Raw genomic sequence first — 20,599 nt, 5'->3', positions numbered from 1 at the left:
GAGCCTTCGGGATCACCCGGGGCGCCAGGAAGAAGACTTCTTTCCCGATCTTTTTCCCACCGGGAGTTTGTCATTGTCGGCTAGGTTGCTGAGGAAGCCGACGAGCGTCTTCGCCTGCTCGGACGTGCAGGAATATAACCGCCGTTGGGCTTGGGTTCGGGATTTGACAATTCCGAGTTTGGCCATATCGGTCAAATGCTGTGAGAGGGCGGATTGTGTCCCGCCGATTAAAGAGACCAGCTCCGATACCGATCTCTCACCATCCATCAGATGAACCAGGATCAGCAACCGCTTGCGGAAGCCCAGCGTTGCGAGTAGCCGCGAGGCAGCGGAGAGCTGCCTTAGGGAAGGCCGGCCCTTAGCTCGCGTGCGCCTGCGAAGGTTGGGATCATCTTTGATTTCAGCCATACGCTGTCTCACGTAGGTACTCAAATCCACCTCGCGCGGCTAAACACGTAAAGCCCGCCACTGAGGGAACGGTGGCGGGCTTCGTTTGAAAGCTGTCCGAACAACTCTCGGGCGCCTCTGTCCGGGGGCGCTGGGAAGTCAACTAGAGCCGCTACAATCGGTTCCCGCCGCAAGGAAAAAAGTCAGTAGCGGGGCAAGTGCAGGCGTGCGCTGGAATCAACCAGCATGGGTCAACGGGTGGACGCCTGGGTGGTTGCGCGCAGGCCTGGCAGCCAACTTAGGGTCGGCGCTGTAACGCTGCGCCAGGCTCGATAACGCCACAGCTATATGACTCCAACCGTAAGTTCCGCACACGACGGGCTGGAATGGCCTGCTGCCGGTTTCGTGGACACGGAGATAAGGTGTTTAACGGAACTGGAGAGTTGGAATGCAAAGAAGGAAGTTCAGCCGCGAGTTCAAGCTTGAGGCGGTGAGATTGATCAAGGATCGGGGCGTTGCGGTTGCCCAGGGTGCCCGCGACCTCGATCTCCACGAGAATGTGCTGCGCAAATGGGTGCGCGAGCTGTCGACCGATCCGCAGCATGCGTTTCCCGGTCATGGGCAGATGAAGCCGGAGCAGCAGGAGATCGACCGGCTGCGCAAGGAAGTGGCCAAGCTGAAGGCGGAGCGCGACATCCTAAAAAAGGCCGCAGCCTACTTCGCGAGGGAAGTGACATGAGGTTCGCTTTCATCGCGAGGCACCGGAACATATGGCCGGTGGCATGGCTGTGCAGTGCGCTGGATGTATCCCGGTCGGGCTTCCATGCCTGGCTCAACCGCAGTCCCAGCGCCCGCTCCCGGCACGACGAGATCCTCGTCTCCAGGATCGACCGCAGCTTCAAGAGCAGCGATCGCACCTATGGTTCCCGTCGCGTCTGGCACGATGTTCTGGCCGAGGGTCTCTCCTGCGGCCTGCATCGCATCGAGCGGCTCATGCGGGAGAACGGTTTGCGGGCCCGGCCTCGGCGTCGCGGACTGCCGAAGGATACGGGCGAGCGAGCGGCAGTGTCGGACAACCTCCTCGACCGCACCTTCGAGGCATCGGCACCGAACCTGTCGTCGGCTGGGCGATGAAGGCCGACATGACAGCCCAACTCGTCACCGATGCGCTCATCATGGCGATCTGGCGCCGAGGCAAGCCCGACAGCCTGCTTCATCATTCCGACCAAGGATCGCAATACACGAGCGAGCAGTTCCAGCGCCTGATGGCCGACCACGGCATTACGTGTTCGATGAGCCGGTCGGGCAATGTCTGGGACAATGCGGCCATGGAGAGCTTCTTCTCGTCGTTGAAAACCGAACGCACAGCCCGCAAGGTCTACAGGACAAGAGATGCCGCCAGGGCGGATGTGTTCGACTACATCGAGCGCTTCTACAACGCTCGGCGGAGGCACTCGACACTGGGCTATCTGAGCCCCGTGGAGTTCGAGGAAAAAGCTATGTTAGCTTAACCGCGTGTCCGAAAAACCGGCAGCAGGCCAATTGGCGATTCTGGTCGTGGGGTGATCCTGGTCGTAGTTCGAGCTTGCCAGCGCGTCTAGGCGCATGAAGCCTTCTATGTTTTGAAAGGGCTAGAGGGTGGCTCAGCAAGGGTGATGCGATTTCCGTCCGGGTCCGCAAACTGGGCAATCCGTCCGTAGTCACCCTCGGACTCGCCGGTGAGTTTCACCCCAGTTTCCTCGAGCGATCTACGGGCATCATCCATTCTTGGGACAACAACGGTCAGTCTACCGGATCCTGCATTGTCCCTGTCCTGGAAGATTTGAATATTCGCCCCTGCGATGCCGCGCCATTGGATCAATCCGTCCATGGGACGATCGTCAGGCTCCCGGGCGAAAAGTTCGGTATAGAACTTCTCGGCACGATCCATCCTTGCTGTGGCGAGGGTGGCGTAGATGCCTTGGATTTCCATTAGATACCTCCGAAATGCCAGCACCTGTAACGAATAAGGCTTGGCTCGGTTCCGAACTCATTTCTAGGCGGCGGCAGAGGCAGAGGTCACTGGGGCGAGCCGCGCACGTGTCTGCTCTTAAGCCTCTCCCAAGCATCACTCAGGGGGGTGAGTCAAACGCCGAGTCGTTTTTGCTTTGCGTCGAATCTCCGAGTGAGATTAGTTTCGCGTTGCAGTGAGGGAAGGGCCATGCCGATCTATCAAAAAGTTACAGAAGCTGGCGTGTTCGATTCATCCGAAGTGGCCTTGATAGGCCGTGTGTTCGAGAAGTTGAAAACCGGGGGTCAGTCACCAGAGCATCGTGAAGCGCTCGCTTCTCGTATCATAGCAAACTATCAGGCTGGGATCAGAGACGAGGAAGAACTGGTAGCCGTATCTAAACTGCCGCTGGGGCGGTGAAGTCGAGACGTGCACGTTTCATGTCCCGGTTCTAGGCCAGACATTTGGAAGTCAGGGGCAAGTGGCAAGGCGCTGTCAGGGGCTTGCGCAGGATACGCCATCGATCGCTTCTTGCCTTCATCGCAGGTGGCGTTTTGTTTGCCAGTGTGATGTCGACAAGAGGTGGGGGTGGGGTCGACGATGCTCGACAAAAACGGATGTCGACAAAACTGGATAGCTGAAGGAACAAAGTTGGCGCGAGTACGTTCGCAGGGCCGGTGGGTTGCCGGGAGGAATAGGAATGTTGCTTGCCTTGGAGAACGCGATTTCGTCGGCTGTTCTGGCTCGCAGGAGTGGGCGTGCGGAAATTTACGGCGTCGTCGACCTCATCACTTGGAGACAGCAGACCTGCAGTCAGCGGCAGGCGTGCTGGCAACGCTGAAATAGGTGTGAGCTTTCGGGAGATTGTCCGTTCGGACCAGACCCAGGAGACTGTCGAGGAAGGCCAATGTCCGGCTCCTTCAAACGGAAAGCGACGCTTGGCCAGCCATAGTCGGGCGTTCCTTCGGAGCTACGATCCGGTGTGGGCCATTCTGTAGACAGTGACTTTCCCGAGCATATGGATTTCAGACTGCGGGCGAACAATGAAACGTTCCCAAAGTAATTCGGGTATATGTCGACAAGCTGTTCCACCTTATCCACCTCGACCAACGAAACCGTCCAATCAATTCCCCTTAGCGCGATTTTCTTCTCTATTTCTTCCAATTTCCGCGCCCCCATGATGAGAGTTCGGAATGATTGAATCGTAACGTTCTGATCCGCTCTATATTGCACCAAATGATGCCGAAAATGTCGCGCTGGCTGTACGAGGCTCTCTGAGCGGAGGGTAAGATTCGTGATATCTGCCAGTATACTTGTTGCACCTATACGCCTGTTGATATCCCGCAGTTCCCGCACTCGGTCATCGCGATCCGGACCACCGACACGAATTGGACACTGCTCAACCTGGGCGAATTCCGCCGACATAAGCTGGAAAAGACGTAGCCAATCCTGCTCCCCGTTTCCGTGCTTCAAATCCTGGCGCTGGAACAGCCCGACGGCCTCAACTGCAGTTGCCCATGAGTGCTGAAGTGTGGTCCGAACTTGCAATTCGATGCGTCGTCCCTCGAAAGCCTGGGTGTGGGCAGCTCTGGGTCGGTACTGGAAAACAATATGGTGACTTCGATAGCCGTCCGGCTTCGGCTCATCGATATAGTTAAATTCCCGACAGTGCATCTCATGGGGGAACTTGTCTCGCAGCGATTCTAGAAGCAAGCGGACGCTATCGATATCGGGCATGATCGCTCGGCAGCCGCCGATATCGTTCATGGTGTCCAAATTGGTGGTGGACTCTCGAAGCTTCCGACAAATGGATGCCAGACGCTTTGGACGCGATGCCATGTCGCCCTTCAATCGCAGGGCTTTGATGTGGTGACCGACAGAGAATCGAACGCTCCGCATGGGCAGAAAGTGCGAGTCGCGCCAGCTATTGGCGATTGAGAAGATTCGCATCGTGTCCACGTACTGGCCGGCAGTGGTGTCTTGTCCGAGCTGCATAGGTTTTGCCAGCCGATCGCCTGCCTTGCGAACGGCTTGCATACTGTATTTGAGGCGCGGGTACTCAGTCATTGGACCACAAAGTCAAGGTAGGCCGCTTCATTCTGAACTGGGCGGGACGACCGCAGGAGAATCGGATCTCATGTATCGTACCGCTTTGTATCCCTCGAGTCCGCTCAGGGCGGCTGGATCGAAGCCACAAGACCAGGACGGTGCCTCCTTGAGTTGCCTCTGCGGTGACTCACCGGCCCCGGTAGCTTGGGCGCACGCAACTTCGCAACCATGCAGTTGCCGTCGCGTACTAAATGCGGCTCTCGAGTGTCCTTCCTGCCGCTTGTGGTGCCGCACATGTTTTGGGTAGCGGGCGAAGGGCGGGAGGGAACCTCATGCAGGCGGATCGGAGCGCTCTTCTTGGGTGTCGCCGCCGTCACCCTGGCCATTGCCGACATGCCGCCGTCTTCGAGCCGGGCATGTCTACGGCCTTGAACTCGTCGGCCCGGCTCCTTCGAACGGTTCAAACCTATTGCAACTGCCCGGATGGGCCATTCTCGGTTGCGGCCTGTCGGTTCACGTTCAGGCCATCTGAGTTCACGTCGTGATGAACATCCCAGCGAAAGCGCCACCTTTGCGCTTGCCCTGAAGGCATCCTATTCTGGAGGAATAGCACCCGCTCGTGGGGACAGAATGTCGGTCCTGCCTTTCTTGAGAATTCACGCACCGCTAAACGCGGTGCTAGCTGCGCCTGGGCTGCTGGCGGTGGCCGCGCTCACCATGCCGGACATGTCCGCACGAAGCAGGCTGGCTCTGACCGCCGTGCTGGCGGTCATTTGGGGCGCTTATCTCCTACAGATGGCCGAGACTCTGATCAAGCACTGGGCGGGAGACCTTCGGGACAGGACGCCTGCAATCGCCATTGATATGCTCGCGGTTTTGGTTCCACTCGCTGCATTTCTGCTCGAAGGCACGCCCGACCGGAGCCTCTACTGTGCTGTCTGGCTGCTCAAACCGCTGCGCGACTCGACCTTCTTCCCGGTACTGGGCAGGGTGCTGGCCAACGAAGCGCGTAACCTGATCGGCGTCACCACGCTTTTCGGCGTCGTTCTGTTCGGTGTCGCGCTCGCGGCCTATGTCATCGAGCGCCACATCCAACCGGAAAAGTTCGGCAGCATCCCTCAGGCAATGTGGTGGGCGGTGGTCACGCTGTCCACCACCGGTTATGGCGACGCCATTCCGCAAAGTTTCGCCGGCCGCGTCCTGGCTGGGGCGGTCATGATGTGTGGCATCGGCGTCTTCGCGCTGTGGGCCGGCATTCTTGCCTCCGGCTTCTATCAAGAAATCCGTCGCGAGGATTTCGTCCGCAATTGGCAGTTGGTCGCCGCCGTGCCGTTGTTTCAGAAGCTCGGCCCGGCCGCGCTGGTCGAGATCGTGCGCGCCTTACGGCCTCGTAGTTTGCCGGCCGGCGCCGTGATCTGCCGAAGGGGCGAGACCGGGGATCGAATGTTCTTTGTTGTGGAGGGGCGGGTGAGCGTCGTGATGTCGAACCCAGTGGAGCTTGGCCCTGGCGCCTTCTTCGGCGAGATGGCGCTGATGAGCGGCGAACCGCGTACGGCGACCGTCAGCGCCGCAACGGCTGTCTCACTCCTGTCGCTGCACGCGGCGGATTTCCAGATGCTATGCAGCAGCAGCCCGGAAATCGCGGAAATCATCCGCAAGACCGCGCGCGAGCGGCACGGCACGGCGCCGACGGCTTGACCGTACCAAAGTCTTCGTCAGGAGGAGGGCGCAATGGCTAGGCTGTCCAACTGCTTGTCGAGAATGGCTGGCTGGAAGGGTCGCCATTGAGACGACGGGCCGCGGGCAGCCGCCTGGGGTAATGTCGCGTTGCGCCAAATTGTCAACTGAACGACCGCCACCAAACGGCGGGGCTAAACATCAGGTGCCTCCTCCAAGGTTAGGCGCGCGGCAGCAACAACATTCGCGAGCTTGCCAGCTAGCAGAGTATCTATCGGCGAGTTCCCGCCAAGCTTGTCCGTCGGCGCCATCAACCATCTCCAGGCAAGCCGATGGTCGCCAAACATGGCGATCAATTCGGCTATCCCATCTGCAGGGCGAGCATCGACAAACTGCTTCAATGGAAAAACAAACCTGCTGCTTCCAGATTTAAGTGCGATCACCTCATCGCGTTTCTGCCACCGAAAGAGCGTCGACCTCGGTATCCCAAAATGCCTTTCTATCACTGTTGGCCCAGCTACCGGCCCCGCCCAATCACTCGCCGCACTGAGAGGCGCTTGGGGGACCGCCGGTGGCGGTACCGCTTTGAAACGCTGCAGTCGTGGATCAAATCGGCCTTGTGCCTCTGCCACCATATGGCCGATAAATATCTGAGCGAGGTTTTCAACATCATCCTCAATTGTTGGGAGGGCTCGCTGAACAGCCTGAGTTTGAACACTGATTGCTGAAGATATATACCCTGCCAATCTCGCGGCAATTCTAAGGGCCGGCTTGCCGATTGTCGGATCGTGCTCAAGAAGAATTTTCGACACGGCGGCAGCGACCGTATTTTCCAGTCTTGGTCGGCTGGCTTGCTTAACAAGGTTTCCACCTCGTGAGAATCGCCGCCTAGTGACCATGCAGATGACCTCTTCAAATGCGACCTAAGTTGCGTTGGCACCGTTCTGTCCAGTGGAGATGGTGACGTTGCTTGGAGTAATGCTTGGCCTACATTGTGTTCGAGCACCACCAAACCTAACCTCCGCGAAAAGACGTGGGGTCGCTGGCGCTTTTGCGCGCAGCCCTGACGAGACTTCCGTCATGGCCCGGTTTCGTTCTTGATCTCCAGCGCTGCCGGTAGCCCTTCGAGCACAGTGACGCAGCCATCGAGATCGTTGGTGGCCAGATACGCGTAGCGCATCGTCATCGATAGCGTCTGATGACCCAGCCACATCTGCACGCGCCTGATGTCGATGCCGGCCTGGACGAGGCGCGCAGCACAGGTGTGACGCAGGATGTGGGGCACGACCTGATGGTCGGCGCCAAGTCCGACCTCGGCTTTAGCCTCGTTCCATATGGCACCGAACTGTGCCTTGCTCAACTTGGTGAACGGGCCTTTCGGCCGAGGGCGTCCGTCCGGAGGCAGCCTGATCACCTCCTTGGCCCGCTCGGTCATCGGAATAGTGCGGCTGCGGCCGGATATGATGGTTTGGAAACTGACGCGATGTTCCTTGATGTCGTTCCAGGTCAGCCCGAGCGCCTCGCCGAGACGGCAGCCGCTATCGACCAGGAAGACGGAAAGCCTGTAAGCATCCTCGCTGCGGCTCTTGATGGCGGCGAACAGCCGCGCTTCTTCATCCCTCTCGAGAAAACGAATCCGTCCCGCCCGCTCTTTCTGGCGGCGGAACTCGTGCAGGCTCTCGAGATCTCCCATGTTGTAAGCCTTGCGGAAGTGGTCGGGAGTTTCGGATCAACCAAAAGATTGAGCCTCCCCTAGCAGGGCAGCGCCTTCGACCACTCGGCCGCTTCTGCGTTGCGCCGCTGGATAAAGAAAAGCGCCGGCACAATCAACAAGGCCGTGTCATTATATGGAGAAATATGGAGAAGGTGAGCGCGCCGAACATTCCAGCCTTCCTCGGGTGGGGCGGTTCCGCGGCAATTCCCGGGCAAATGAGCCCCTGGCCTTGCCATGATCCGGTCGGCCGATCGCCGGATTCGGCCGAGCCAGGCGGTGCGGAGGGCCCAATGGTTAACGAGAGCTTTCCAAGTGAGGCCAAATCGTGACGTTTCTGCAACACAGGTCGGGGATAGCGGCCGAACTGTCCATGCGCCGGTACGATCGTTGTTGAACGCCGCCGGCTCATGGGTAATGTCGAGTTCGAAGGAGCGGCGCGGTGCGCATCTTTTTCGGTAGTGGGGATGGGGCAGGGAACGCTGTCCTTCAGCAAAGAATACCCAGACCCGTTTTTTAACTTTTGACTGGAGGTCAGAAAATGAACATCAAGAGCCTTCTTCTCGGCTCCGCTGCGGCCCTGATCGCAGTTTCCGGTGCGCGCGCCGCCGACGCCGTCGTCGTCGCCGAGCCGGAACCCGCTGAATACGTCAAGATCTGCGACGTCTACGGCGCTGGCTATTTCTACATCCCCGGCACCGAAACCTGCCTGCGCATCGGCGGCTACATCCGTTATGACATCAGCGGTGGTGACGTCGGTTCGTTCGATGGTGCGACAAGCGCCGATCACCAGGATGGTGGCAGCAACGACACCTGGCGCAAGAAAGCCCGCTTCACGCTGAAGACCTGGACCGGCCAGGAAACCGAAATGGGCACGTTGAAGACCTACACCGAAACCCGCTTCAACTTCCAGAACGACAACCGTGATGCGGGCGCACTCGGTCAGCTCAATACGGCTGGCAACACCGGTGCTTCGCTAAACTTCGCTTGGATCCAGCTCGGTGGTCTGCGCGTCGGTAAGGACGAATCGGCCTTCAATACGTTCATCGGCTACGCCGGCAACGTGATCCAGGATACGCTGGTTCCCTATGGCGACTTCGACACCAACGTCGTCCAGTACTACTTCGACGCCGGCAACGGCTTCTCGGCCGTCGTCTCGCTCGAAGAAGGCGAAGGCTTCCACACTATCGACAGCTACGTTCCGCATGTCGTCGGCGGCGTGAAGTGGACGCAGGGCTGGGGTGCCATCACCGGCGTCGTTGCCTATGACAGCAACTACGAAGAAGTGGCCGGCAAGGTTCGCTTGGATGTTAACGTTTCCAACGAACTGTCGCTCTGGGTCATGGGCGGCTACGGTTCGGACGACAATCTCAACGACGACGCGGGCAATACGTTCGACGCCCACGGCCGTGGTTTCTTCAAGCAGTGGGGCGGCAACTGGGCAGTGTGGGGCGGTGGCACCTACAAGTTCAACGAGAAGACCTCGTTCAACGCCCAGATTTCGTATGACGAATGGAAGAACCTCGGCGTCGCCGCGAACATCGCCTACGATCTCGTTCCCGGTTTCACGGTCACGGCCGAAGTCGACTACCTCAATGCAGGCAAGTTCGACGACGCCGACTTCTCCAACTGGACCGGCGCCAGCAAGAAGAGCAACATCGGCGGCATGCTCCGCTTCCAGCGCTCCTTCTAACAGGCGCTGCCTTATTGAAATCGAAAACCCGGCGGGCAACCGCCGGGTTTTTTCATGCCGTCTGTATGGAACTTCGGACAGCCGATGCATGGCCGCCCGCCTGCTGCCACGCTTGCAGACGTGGAAGAACAACCCTAGCAGCGAAAAGGAAAGGAGGAAGCCAAACTGCTTGGCAAGCGACGCGCGAAACGGCGGGAGGCTCTGTGGCCGGGATACGCCGGCGGGACAGGTGAAGGAACGCGGCGGCCAGCCTGAGGAACCCTGTTAGACTGGTCTATCGGCGGAAAGCGTACGCCGGCGGGATTGGATGCAAGCAAACTGCGCGCAGCATCAGGCACTACCGGTCAAATCTCAGCAAGATCGCCCAAGGCTTCGATCAACGGCTGAATCTGGCTTTCGTAATTCTTCCAACGCTTGATGGACGACGTATAGATCGGCTGGCGGACCTGCCAATTGCTGTAGGTGTTTACGGAGCCGCCTTTGTCAAAAAAGCGCAGGCAGGCATCGTCCCACGGCAATCCGAGATAATCCATGAGTCGGCGCGACTGCTCCTCCTGATTTTCGATCAACGTCTCGTAGCGATTTTCGAAAATACGACCCGGGAAAACCTTGTCCCAATGCCTCATCAAGCGATCATACTCCCGGTAGTAAAGCCCCAGCGTCTCAAGATCGGCACTGTAGCTGTGGGCTTTATTGAACTGCAGGACGAAACAGGAGATGCAATTGTCGATAGCGTCGCGACGACAATGAATGATACGCGCTTTGGGGAAAAGAAGGCCAACTAGGCCAATCAGCTCGAAATTGTGAGGCATCTTGTCAACAATTCGCAGCGAGTCGGGAGCCCGCTCGCGCAGATAAGCAAGGTGCTCTTCGGCCAAAGTCCTGGTCAGATCGGGAGTAATCATCGCGATGGATTGGCCGAAGTTCACGCTGGAGCGGTCTGCGACACCGAGTCCATTGGCTGTTCGCCTAAGTTTGCTGAGCTCGCCGGCGCCATGAACATCGGGGTGAGTGGCACAGATCTGCTCTGTCAATGTCGTGCCCGAACGAGGCATGCCCACGACGAATACAGGCGCCTCCGAGGGATTGCCGTACGCGGCTCTTGAAGCCACCAGTTCCGGCGTGAAGGTTGCGATCATGCCGTCGACCCAGCGGCGGTAAGACTGCAGATCGAACGTATGGCCCCCGGCTTCATTCCCCTTCTTAAAGTGATCCATCGCCTCCTTATAGCGACGGAGGTCGTTGAGAACCTTTCCTGCGGCGTGATGGAGCGCTGCCGCTCCCTCCGGCCCATGGCCCGGGTCTTGAAGCTCCGTCAGGATTGCCCCGAGTTCTGGCGGCTCTTCAGCGAATTTGCGCGTGCGTACAAGCGCGTTGTGGGCAGCCGGTACCGCGATGCGCCGTTCTATTGCCTCTTTCAGATGAACCGCGGCTTCGGCCATACGGCCGAGGCTTGCGAGCGCGCGGGGCAACCCCAACCGGGCTACGGGATGATCTCGGTCGATCCTGAGCGCCTTCTCAAAGAGCGGCAGCGCCATCTCCCCCTTGTCAAACGCATTGTAGGCATCGCCCAAGGCGCAAAGCGCTTCCACCAGATCCGGCTTCAAGTCCAGGGCGTACCGAAAGTGCTTGATCGCCGGCGTAAATTCGCTGACCTTCAAATAGGTCTCGCCGAGGCTAAGATGGTAGTAGGGATTCTGCGGATCCTCTGCCACCGCCCGAGCGAAATACCGCAGTGACTTTTCGTTATCGAAATCGAGCCCGAGCGTTCCCAGGATATATAGGGCCAGCGGATGGTTGGGCGTGCGAGCAAGGACCCTGTGGCACAGTTCCTCAGCCTCGGATAGACGTCCGGCCTGCTGCAACTCGAGCGCCTGCCGTAAAAGCAAGTCGTCGGCGTGGCTGCGGTGGGGGCCTGCCTTGAACTGCGCTTTGGATGACGCAGCCTTCGGTGATGCCGCCTTCGGTGAGGGTGGGGTGCGGAGGTGCTTTGCCCATGCGGGCGGCAATCGGTTGCTCATCCTTGGTTCGCTAGCAAAAGGGGCTTGGAGAATCCAGCCTCAATAGCCGTTTTGCGCAGAGCGCTGGTGTCGCCCCATCGATTTGCCCATTCTTCCGGATCGACCCTTATCGGATTTCCGTTCCGCGCTATCAGGTAGTAACCTAGCTCCCTGCGCACTGCCAAGACAATCCGGTGATCACAAGTTTGGCGCGTCTCAATCCATTCATGGGATGCGATATAAGCAACCACCTGCAAACCTCGCCGCGATGTCTCGGCCAGGTCACGGCGCTCCTTCGACCGAACTCGTGGACGCCATGGCGTCGGCGCCGGCGGCGCTGTGGAGACAGGATTGCCGGTTGCACGAGGCGCGCACGAACCCTGCCGCTTAGTGGCGATCGCCGACGTCGCTCCGGTGACGGCGCTCTTTCCTATTCCGTCGTGCTGGCTTTTTTTCTGCGACGAATGGTGTGCGATTGCGCGACGGCCATTTTCACCGCGGGTGTAATCGCCAAAGATCCGTTCTCTGCCTCATGCGGATTCTGCAGCCCTTGGACGTGGACGGTCGGAAATGGGAGTTCGATGCCCTGCTCCTTGAAGACCTGGCGGAGGCGTACGTAGAATTTGCGTTTCATACCAAAGGCGCCTCCCGGCCTGGTTGTGGCCTTGACCCTCAATACAATGCCGTATTCGCCAAACTCCTGTACGCCCTGCATCTTGATCGGGTCGAGCACCCAGTGCTTGAACTCAGGATCTTCCGCCAATTCGAGGCCGATCCGCTTGATCAGCTTGCGAGCGAATTCGATATCGGTGTCATAGCCGACGGTGATGTTGAATTTGTCGATAACCCAGTCACGGCTCTGGTTCTGGACGGCCCCGAGTTCACCGAAAGGTATGGTGAACAGCGGACCCCGATGGTGGCGCAGCTTCACCGAGCGCAGGGAAAAGCTTTCCACGGTACCCTTGTAATTGCCCGAGGAAATATATTCGCCGACACGAAACGCGTCGTCGAGCAGAAAAAACACGCCCGAAATGATGTCCTTGACGATGGTTTGTGCGCCAAAGCCCACCGCGACGCCGACAACGCCGGCGCCAGCGATCAGTGGGCCAATCTGGATACCCAGCGAGGCGAGCATCATAAGCGCTGCCATCACGATGATCGATGCGAGCAGGATGTTCTGGAGGATCGGCAACAGCGTGTGCAGCCGCGCCTGCTGCGGATCTAGCATCGGGACCTCTTCGTCGCCGATCACAGGGTGTGCCGTTTCGATGCCCAGCTTTCGTTCGATCAAGGCTTTGATGATCGACCAGCCGAAATCGGCTGCGAGGGCAATGACCACGACATTGATCAGGCCGCGCAATATGAAGGTCGTCGTCGTATCGCTGCCGCGCATGGATTGCATGTCCAGGCCCCAGACACGCGCTAGAAAGTAAGCCGCCGCCAGGATGAAAATCATTCGGATTCCGCGATCGATAACAGCGATCGCCACCGCCGGGATCGTAGGCCGGCCAAGATCTACCGAACCTGGTCGCAGGACGAAGTTAACCCCGCGCTGCGTCGTCACGATTGCCCAAGGCAGGAAGAGTGCGGCGAAGGTAAACCAGAAGTATACATAAAGGCCCGCGATGCGCTGCAGAAACAGGACGAGGAAATAAGCTGTCAACAGCCATGTCGCTTCCGTGTGAACGCTGTGGCGCGCACCGTCTCGCTGCGTTCTTGGCCGACGCCAAATGGCCAGCAGCACGAGCAACAGCAGCACGAAATCGGCGCCAAGCGACAGGACCATCATTCCGTCCTGATCGATGCCGAGACCTGGCAAGAGGATGAACGCGGCGGCGACGAAGGCGAAGACGCCAACGATCCGGGGCAGCCAATAGGACCAATGGTCAGCCGCTTCGTTGGTGATTGGCAAAGCACGAACCTCGACGGCGTTGTCGACGTTCATGAAGGAAGGGACGAGCATGGCCATGACGTACATGCGCACCCCCCATGTAACGACTGCCGCCATCAAGAATGTCAGTACAATCTCGCGGATAAGCATTGGCCAGTCGAACAGCATGAACGCGCCGGCGCTGCCCAGTGCGAACGAGACGATCAGCATGCTGGAATAAAGCGTGCGGCCACCAATCTTCTTGGCCCGCCCAACGGGCGTATCCTTCGGTTGCGCGATAATCCAGAGACGAAATGGACGGCTCAACTTGTACGTTGCCCAAGTAAGCGCCAGGCCGGCAGCGATGAACATCGCAATCAGCAAGAGTACCCCGGCAGATCCCTTGCTGGACATATCCTCCATGGTCTCTGCCCGAACGCGCGCGAACTGACCCGGCAGCAGGGGCAAAGTTCGCACGATTCTTCCGATATGATCCCTGATCATATCGAGCGTCGAGGATGCCATCGTATTCATCTGGCCTGATGCGGCCGCGGCGCCGGACGATGCGTCGGCCGGAGAAGCGCCTGCCCCGGCAGGCGCTCTCGTTGACCCGGCGTCCTGATTTCGCTGTTCGGCCATCCAGGCCTTCACTGACGCATCGTCGAGCAGTTCGAATAGCTGTTTGACCCTTTCAGGCGGGACGGTCGCCGGCGCCTGCGCCTGCGCTGGACCAGCCAACAAGAGGGCGGTTCCAAAGATGAGCTGCCTGGCAACCAGGACGAACATCGCGCCAAGGTGTCGGAGAGGTTGTGTCGGGCGCGCCAGGTTCCTGGTTCCCAATCGTCGAATGATGAGACGCATCGTGCTGTTAACCTTCCGGTCAGATCGGCAAGCAACGACATCTATGCCCGCCATTGCTCCTAGGTTGAAGGAGCCGATGTTGTGGTACAAGAGTCCACCGTTCAAGCTAGGCAATTGCGTAGGGTGTGGTCACGCAAATCAGTCATGTGATCCGCAATTCAAAGACGCTGGGCGTTACGGCGGCTTCCGATAGAGCAGAACGCGCGTATGCCGCGTTGCGCATCGCCGGCCGAGGCTATGTGATGGAAATCTGGGACCCTCACACAGGCTATACACATCAGGGCAGCCAAAAGCATCACCGTGTGCGTCTATCCCCGCATAACGCGATAGACAGTTGCATCGCCCTTTACACCTCGAAGAGGCGCATCGAAAGCGACGATGCGTGGCCCGGCAAGGGGTCGCTCACGCCTGGTGCGGAATAGAGCGCTTGGGAGATGCTGACATTGTCTACCGTTCAAACGAGCACGGCCTCGATGGTAGCAACAAAGTCGTCGAGCGAGCGATCCCCGCGAATCTCGATGCGCGGAAGGTCGATGGGGTCGCTATTAAGGTCCGCCGGTCCGTGTCTGCCGCCGAAGCCGATCCGGTAGCCGCACTCCTTGGCCAGCCTGCCGAGCCGTCGGTCGGTGACAGAGAAGGGTGCCGCGAAGGCCGTGGTTGGCCGGCCGGTCCACCGTTCGACGAACATACGAGAGCGCAGGAGCTCGGCGGCCAAATCAGAGCTCGACAGACCATCGATGGCGCGGTGCGTCGCCAGATGGCTTCCGAAGAACGCACCCTCGGCGGCGAGACGTCGCACCGTTCCGGCGTCCATAAGCCGCGTCGGCGGACCGCTGACGGCGTCCCACTTTGCACTTTCCCCCACCAGGTCCGTCACCAGGAACACTTCCGCGGTCAGGTCGTGCGCACGCAAGATCGGCCAGGCATGGTCGGCAAAGTTCTGGAATCCGTCATCGAAGGTGATGAGCACCGGGCGGCCAGTGAAAGGCTGACGGTTGGCGATGGACAATTCCAGTTGCTCGGACATGATCGCGTGAAAGCCATTGGCGCGCAGCCATGCCATCTGGCTCGCGAATGCGGCGGGCGTGAGTCGGAAACGGGCGAGCGCGGCCGGACCTTCATCGGCGACGCTGTGATACATGAGGACAGGGATACGTTGCCGCCGCTCGCTACGAGCGACGGCGCGGCGCAAGACCCGTGCCCCGCCCCAGACAATGTTTCGCGCGACCCCGATGCCGATGGGTGCGCGGACCGGCACATGATCAATCACCGGCTCCGTCGCCACGTAATCCGGCGACAGGCGGCAGAAGCGATCTATTCGATAGAGTTCGGTCTGGATCGATTGCGCAAGGACGAGACCTTCGGTCTCTGCGAAGGTTTGCGAGATCGTTTGTGCGCCGAAAGTGTTCCAGTCGAAGCCCGTCCTTTCAATATTGTCGCGTAGCACGAATGCGTGTGCATTGATGAAACTGCCGCCAGGCGCCAGTGCCTCAACGAATTTTTTGGCGATGCGCCGCAACCCGGCGAGATCTTCTAGGTAGTAGAGCACTTCCGAACAGACGATCAGATCCATCTCATTGGGCAGCGTGTCCGCAAAAAAATCCAGTACACTGAATTCGACATTCGGCTGGTCCGAGCAGCGCGCGCGCGCCCGTTCGATGGCTACGGCGGAAATGTCGGTGGCGGTCAAATGGCCCACTCGGGGTGCCAGTTGTCGCGTGAAATGGCCTTCCGCACAGGCCAGCTCAAGCGCCCGTCCTATGGGACCGGCCGGCAGAATTTCGAGCTGCCGCTCATATTTTTCCTGCTCGTAGGCCGAGCTGTAGTTCCAGGGATCCTCGGTCGCGAAATACCGGTTCCAGAACGACGTACGATCCTTGTCGTGGCCACTCGAGGCGGGTGCACGGCGCGGCGCTGGAAGCGGCTGCGTTGCTTCGGCGCTCGACCGAACCAGTTCCCGCGCTTCCCAGACCATTTGCGCGAGTTTGCCGAAGTGGCTGCCCGGATCAGGCCGGCGTTCCGCTGTCGTCGACAGTGCCTCGGCGGCCAGCGTGTTCGCCGTGTCGGCACCGTCCTTTTGCGGTGCGAAATTCGGGATCAGTTCAAGCCAATGGCGCCTTGTCACTTTCCCGAGTACGCCGAACTGTACGATAGACCCGATCTGCCCATCCATCATCAGGTAGGCATAGATTTGATCGATTCCTTCCGGAAGCTCGGTCGACGTTGGATTTCGAGCGTCGACGCGAATTCCGAAAGTGCGCGCCAGCCTGCGAGGAGCGGCAAGATCGTCGGCGTCGAGCAGCATTTGCTCGAGATGATACTGGACGCGACGACCCGCAACCGGGTCGCCCCAGACCTTGCCGAGTTCGATGATCAACTCTGTGATGGCGCCGCCAAACCTGTCCCACCGGGCAGCCATATGGGCTGGCACCGATAGGCTTCCTACCATCAGGCCGTCGAAGGTCACCTTGGCGATCTCGCGCGCCCACTTACGCCTTGCCGGCAGCGCGCGCAGGGATTGCGGGTTGATCGAGCCGCCGCCGCTGCCGCACTCCGACGCAGCGTTCCACAGGGCGAACCACGCCAGTGCTTCGGAAGCGGTGCGGCCGCCCGCCGAGATCGCGCCATTGGCATGCGCCGGCGCTGGGTGCTTGACCCTGGGGTCGGTGGCAAAGCCGCGGGCGATAATGCTTTCCGCGTCTGCCAGCGTCTGCCTCGAATTGCGGGTGAGCGCGTTGGGGCTGGCTCGACAAAAGGCGAGCGGCTCGTCGACCATCACCCAATTTGTGCCCTGACGTGCGACGCGCTGCCATAGATCCCAATCCTCGCAGCTGCGCAGCGACACGTCAAAACCGCCCAATTCGACTATTGTTTCCCGGTCGACCAGCAGCGCGTGAGTGGCGATGGCACATCGGCGGGCTAACGTTTCGAAGGGCTGGCCTGCGACCTCGGGCGCGATGCTCGCCGGGGTGAGCGCTCCATCGGGCATCACGCGCCGCGAACCGCAATAGGCGGCGACTGCATCGGGAGCGGTTTTCAGCGCAGCCAGCATTTTTGTAAGAAAGCTGGCATCCAGCCAGTCATCGGCATCCAGGAACATCAGCCAGTGGCCGCGCGCCGTCGAAATCCCGTTGTTACGTGCGCCGGCGGGGCTATTCGCGCAAGAACTCAAGGCGCGAAATCGGGCATCCTGTTCCACATAAGCGGCGATGATCGCGGGGGTGCGGTCCGTAGAGGCGTCGTCGACGATGATCGCCTCCCAATCCGCGGTTTCCTGATCGACAAGGCAATCGAGTGCCCGCGTCAGCGTTACCTCCGCGTTGTGCGCAGGAACTACGATCGAAACCAATGGAATATGCGCCACGTGTCTCACCCGCGCCCGGCTCGCAACAGGTAGAACAAGTTGCGTTGATCTTTGTCGGCGCAGGTCGGCACGATCGATGCCGATCCATTCGAGCCCATCGTCGACCATAACTATATCAATATCCGGTAGGTCTGCCGGCGGATGCCGGCATGCATTGTGCCGAATGAGCTCGACATTGAACATCGATACCACACCGCCTTGCGGTAGCATTATTCTGGATCATCGAGCTTTCGTCTTCTCGGAGAGTCACCGAATGTCAAAACCGGATAACGGCATCGGATGGCCGCACTGCCCTGTCAAGATCGGGGCTGATTAGGTAGCAAAAAAAGACCTGAAGACAGGCTTGAATGGCAAGCGCTCATGCCCGTGCCCTAGTTGCTGCGCCGCCCGGCAACAAAGGATGATCGCGGGCGAAGACGCGAGGGCAAGCTGATCCTGATCGAACTAATCGGAACCGCGGCCGAACTGCGAGCGCGCCGCAGTTGTTGATCATGGATCCATGGCGCCGCCAATCTACGCGCATGATGACGCAAAAGGGTCTGTTCGCTGGGCGGATTGTGGAGCTCGAGCCGCATGTCAAATTTACGCGTGACCGGCTTATGCGGAGAAGATTCCGGCTTGCGAGCCGGGTATTTTGCTGACATCTTTACTAGTTGCTAAATTAGCACGCTGGTAGCTGTTTAAATGAAGGGTATAGGGATGGCCAAGGAATCTTCGAGTACCGCTTCTCCGGCAAATAAAGCGGACGGAAATCTGACAAGTAATGCAGACGCCAACGGGCTCGCCTTCATGGCGGGCCAGGCTCGCGAGAGCGGGACCCCCGGCGACGCTGTAGGTGTCGACAAGATACGTGATCTGCTGTTCGGCAACCAGATGCAGGACTATGACCGCCGCTTTTCCAAGCTTGAAGAACGGGTCTTGCAGCGGTTCAAGGATGTCGAATCGGAGGCCAAGCGCAATCTTGAAATGTACGAGTCAAATGCGAAAAAGCAGATCGACTCGCTTGCGGCGCAGTTGCGGAACGAAAAAGACGCGCGAGCCGACGCCGACAAGGAGATTGACCGAAATCTTCGCGAACAAAATCAGGCGCTTGAAAAGCAGGTGCGCGCATTATCGGATCAATTGAATGAGCTTGAGCGCGAAATTGCCGACCGGATAAATCGAAACGACCATTTGCTGCGTGAGGAAATCAAGCAAAAGAATGAAGCCATTCAGATGCTGATGGAAAAAATGTTTTCCGATCTCGGCAACGTCAAGACCGACCGAAATCTTTTGGCCGGCCTGTTTGTCGAGGTTGCAAAATGTCTGAATCAGGATCCCGTCGGCAGCAAGAGCAACTCGGACCGTAGCTGGAAAGTGAGTTGATCGGATTTGACGTCGACCGTCGACCCAATCAGCCTTCCGCATAGAACAGCCTCGAACGATACAGAGATTGATCGCGAGGCTCTGGCCCGTCTTTTGATCGAAATTGCCCGGAACGTTGATCCGGACTACCGTGCGCGACTCGACGGAGTTCCATCCGCCGATCCTCGCATGGAAACGCTGCGCCAGTTGCTGGTCAGCCGCGAAATTTCAGAGCTTTCACGAGTTACGCATCTGCTCGACGAACCGGAGCAGCTTGCCGCTGCAGTGGGCGACGTGCTTCCCAGTGCGGCCGCACGAGCCCCTCATGCGCAACTCGGTGAGGCCCTTGCGCCGGCTGTCGAAAGGGCTGTGCAACGGTCGATCCAGAAGAGCCCGCGCACGCTGACCGATATATTATACCCCGTGTTTCTTCCGGCAATTCGCAAGTCAATCGGGGAAAAGATCGATCAGACATTTCAGTCGCTTAATGAAACTCTACGACATATATTTACCTGGCACGGGCTCAAATGGAGAATTGAGGCTTGGCGAACCGGAGCCAGCTTCTCGGAAGTTGTGCTCAAGCATTCTCTTCTGTATCGTGTTGAGCATGTCTTTCTCATTAATCGCACTTCTGGGCTATTGATAGCGCATGTAGCTGCCGACAATGCAACGAGCGAAGATCCTCAACTGATTTCTTCTATGCTGAGTGCAATCCAAGACTTTGTGAAGGACTCATTCAACGAGAAGGAGCAGAGCGGCCTGGACACTATTCGTTTTGGCGACCTTCGTCTCTGGTCAGAAGTAGGACCGTTCGCGACCCTGGTTTCGGTGATCCGAGGAAACCCCCCAGAAGGATTGCATGACATAGTTCGCGACGTGTTGCTCCGTGTCCATGAGGACTACTCGCAGGCTTTAATGGAGTTTGACGGCGACGGATCGCAGTTGGCCGGCATAGAGGCGCAGCTGCAGACTTGCGTCGAGCTGAAGCAGGAGGAACCAAACCAGGGATTTCCGTGGCTGGTGGTGGGCCTGGGCCTGCTGCTGTTGGTTTTGGCAGGCGGTTGGTTCTTTCTTTCATGGCAATCCGGGCAGCGCTGGCAGGCTTATGTGTCGCGACTGGAGACCCAGCCGGGCATCATCGTTGCCGAACAAAAGATACGCGATGGCCAATTCTATATTGCCGGCCTGCGAGACCCGCTTGCCGTCGACCCGCAAGCCCTGCTGTCGGGAACGCAGGTCGATCCCGGCAGGGTCCATTCACAGTGGCAATTTTACCAGAGCCTCGAACCGGAGTTCGTGTTGAAGCGGCTGACGGCATCGCTGGCCCCGCCGGAGTCAGTACGGCTTGCCATTGTCGATAGGCGCATCGTTGCCGAGGGTGAGGCTCCCGACACCTGGATAGATCGGGCGCGCGCAGCGGCCCGACAGCTTTCGGCAGGTGGCCCGGTATTCGATATCTCAAGGGTCCGCGATGTAAGCCCCGAAGCACGCGCGGCAGAGCACTGGCAGGCCTATGTGTCGCGACTGGAGACCCAGCCGGGCATCATCGTTGCCGAACAAAAAATACGCGATGGCGAATTCTATATTGCCGGCCTGCGGGACCCGCTTGCCGTCGACCCGCAAGCCCTGCTGTCGGGAACGCAGCTCGATACC

11 protein-coding genes and 3 pseudogenes are annotated in these 20,599 nt (G+C 59.0%); 6 read left to right on the top strand and 8 right to left on the bottom strand.

Going from position 1 to position 20,599, the window contains the following annotated elements; all coding sequences use genetic code 11:
• Nucleotides 1-12: 12 nt before the first annotated feature.
• Nucleotides 13-408 (bottom strand): metalloregulator ArsR/SmtB family transcription factor, encoded by a 396-nt coding sequence (locus FJW04_RS23045; protein WP_140716931.1) that lies wholly within the window; start codon nucleotides 406-408, stop codon nucleotides 13-15.
• 427 nt (nucleotides 409-835) lie between these two features.
• On the opposite strand from FJW04_RS23045, the pseudogene FJW04_RS23040 reads away from it, so the two are divergent.
• Nucleotides 836-1,898: pseudogene (locus FJW04_RS23040) on the top strand (IS3 family transposase).
• Nucleotides 1,899-2,002: 104 nt separating this feature from the next.
• Here FJW04_RS23040 and FJW04_RS23035 read toward each other — a convergent pair.
• Nucleotides 2,003-2,359 carry a VOC family protein gene (locus tag FJW04_RS23035; RefSeq protein ID WP_140716929.1) on the bottom strand — a complete coding sequence of 119 codons (357 nt, stop codon included), beginning with the start codon at nucleotides 2,357-2,359 and terminating at the stop codon, nucleotides 2,003-2,005.
• Between the two features lie 228 nt (nucleotides 2,360-2,587).
• On the opposite strand from FJW04_RS23035, the gene FJW04_RS23030 reads away from it, so the two are divergent.
• Nucleotides 2,588-2,797 (top strand): hypothetical protein, encoded by a 210-nt coding sequence (locus tag FJW04_RS23030; protein WP_140661362.1) that lies wholly within the window; start codon nucleotides 2,588-2,590, stop codon nucleotides 2,795-2,797.
• 393 nt (nucleotides 2,798-3,190) lie between these two features.
• On the opposite strand, the gene FJW04_RS23025 is transcribed toward FJW04_RS23030, so the two are convergent.
• Nucleotides 3,191-4,444 carry a RelA/SpoT domain-containing protein gene (locus FJW04_RS23025; protein WP_140716927.1) on the bottom strand — a complete coding sequence of 418 codons (1,254 nt, stop codon included), beginning with the start codon at nucleotides 4,442-4,444 and terminating at the stop codon, nucleotides 3,191-3,193.
• Between the two features lie 612 nt (nucleotides 4,445-5,056).
• Between FJW04_RS23025 and FJW04_RS23020 the strand changes: the two genes are divergently transcribed.
• Entirely contained in the window at nucleotides 5,057-6,124 is a 1,068-nt protein-coding gene (locus tag FJW04_RS23020; RefSeq protein WP_140661360.1) for a cyclic nucleotide-gated potassium channel, read from the top strand.
• Between the two features lie 173 nt (nucleotides 6,125-6,297).
• Here the strand turns inward: FJW04_RS23020 and FJW04_RS23015 are convergent, their stop codons facing one another.
• Together FJW04_RS23015 and FJW04_RS23010 are read right to left on the bottom strand one after the other, a co-directional pair.
• A complete protein-coding gene (locus tag FJW04_RS23015) occupies nucleotides 6,298-6,915 on the bottom strand; it encodes an antitoxin Xre/MbcA/ParS toxin-binding domain-containing protein (protein ID WP_181173030.1) in 618 nt (205 codons plus the stop codon).
• Between the two features lie 266 nt (nucleotides 6,916-7,181).
• Nucleotides 7,182-7,811: pseudogene (locus tag FJW04_RS23010) on the bottom strand (site-specific integrase); the annotation flags it as partial.
• Between the two features lie 544 nt (nucleotides 7,812-8,355).
• On the opposite strand from FJW04_RS23010, the gene FJW04_RS23005 reads away from it, so the two are divergent.
• A complete protein-coding gene (locus tag FJW04_RS23005; protein ID WP_140716923.1) occupies nucleotides 8,356-9,507 on the top strand; it encodes a porin in 1,152 nt (383 codons plus the stop codon).
• A 344-nt stretch (nucleotides 9,508-9,851) separates the two neighbouring features.
• Here the strand turns inward: FJW04_RS23005 and FJW04_RS23000 are convergent, their stop codons facing one another.
• The 3 genes from FJW04_RS23000 to FJW04_RS22990 form a co-directional block, all read right to left on the bottom strand.
• Nucleotides 9,852-11,528 carry a sulfotransferase gene (locus FJW04_RS23000; protein ID WP_140716921.1) on the bottom strand — a complete coding sequence of 559 codons (1,677 nt, stop codon included), beginning with the start codon at nucleotides 11,526-11,528 and terminating at the stop codon, nucleotides 9,852-9,854.
• A 409-nt stretch (nucleotides 11,529-11,937) separates the two neighbouring features.
• Entirely contained in the window at nucleotides 11,938-14,238 is a 2,301-nt protein-coding gene (locus tag FJW04_RS22995; RefSeq protein WP_246673968.1) for a mechanosensitive ion channel family protein, read from the bottom strand.
• Between the two features lie 454 nt (nucleotides 14,239-14,692).
• A complete protein-coding gene (locus FJW04_RS22990; RefSeq protein ID WP_246673966.1) occupies nucleotides 14,693-17,785 on the bottom strand; it encodes a trifunctional glycosyltransferase/class I SAM-dependent methyltransferase/polysaccharide deacetylase in 3,093 nt (1,030 codons plus the stop codon).
• A 516-nt stretch (nucleotides 17,786-18,301) separates the two neighbouring features.
• On the opposite strand from FJW04_RS22990, the gene FJW04_RS22985 reads away from it, so the two are divergent.
• Together FJW04_RS22985 and FJW04_RS22980 are read left to right on the top strand one after the other, a co-directional pair.
• Nucleotides 18,302-18,967, top strand: a complete 666-nt coding sequence (locus FJW04_RS22985) for a hypothetical protein (protein ID WP_140616482.1) — start codon at nucleotides 18,302-18,304, stop codon at nucleotides 18,965-18,967.
• Between the two features lie 6 nt (nucleotides 18,968-18,973).
• Nucleotides 18,974-20,599, top strand: a pseudogene (locus FJW04_RS22980) (OmpA family protein); the annotation flags it as partial.

Source organism: Mesorhizobium sp. B2-7-3 (assembly GCF_006440715.1).
GTDB classification, from domain to species: domain Bacteria; phylum Pseudomonadota; class Alphaproteobacteria; order Rhizobiales; family Rhizobiaceae; genus Mesorhizobium; species Mesorhizobium australicum.
Note: the sequence above shows the minus strand (reverse complement) of the source record. Positions and strands in the feature narration are given on the sequence as shown.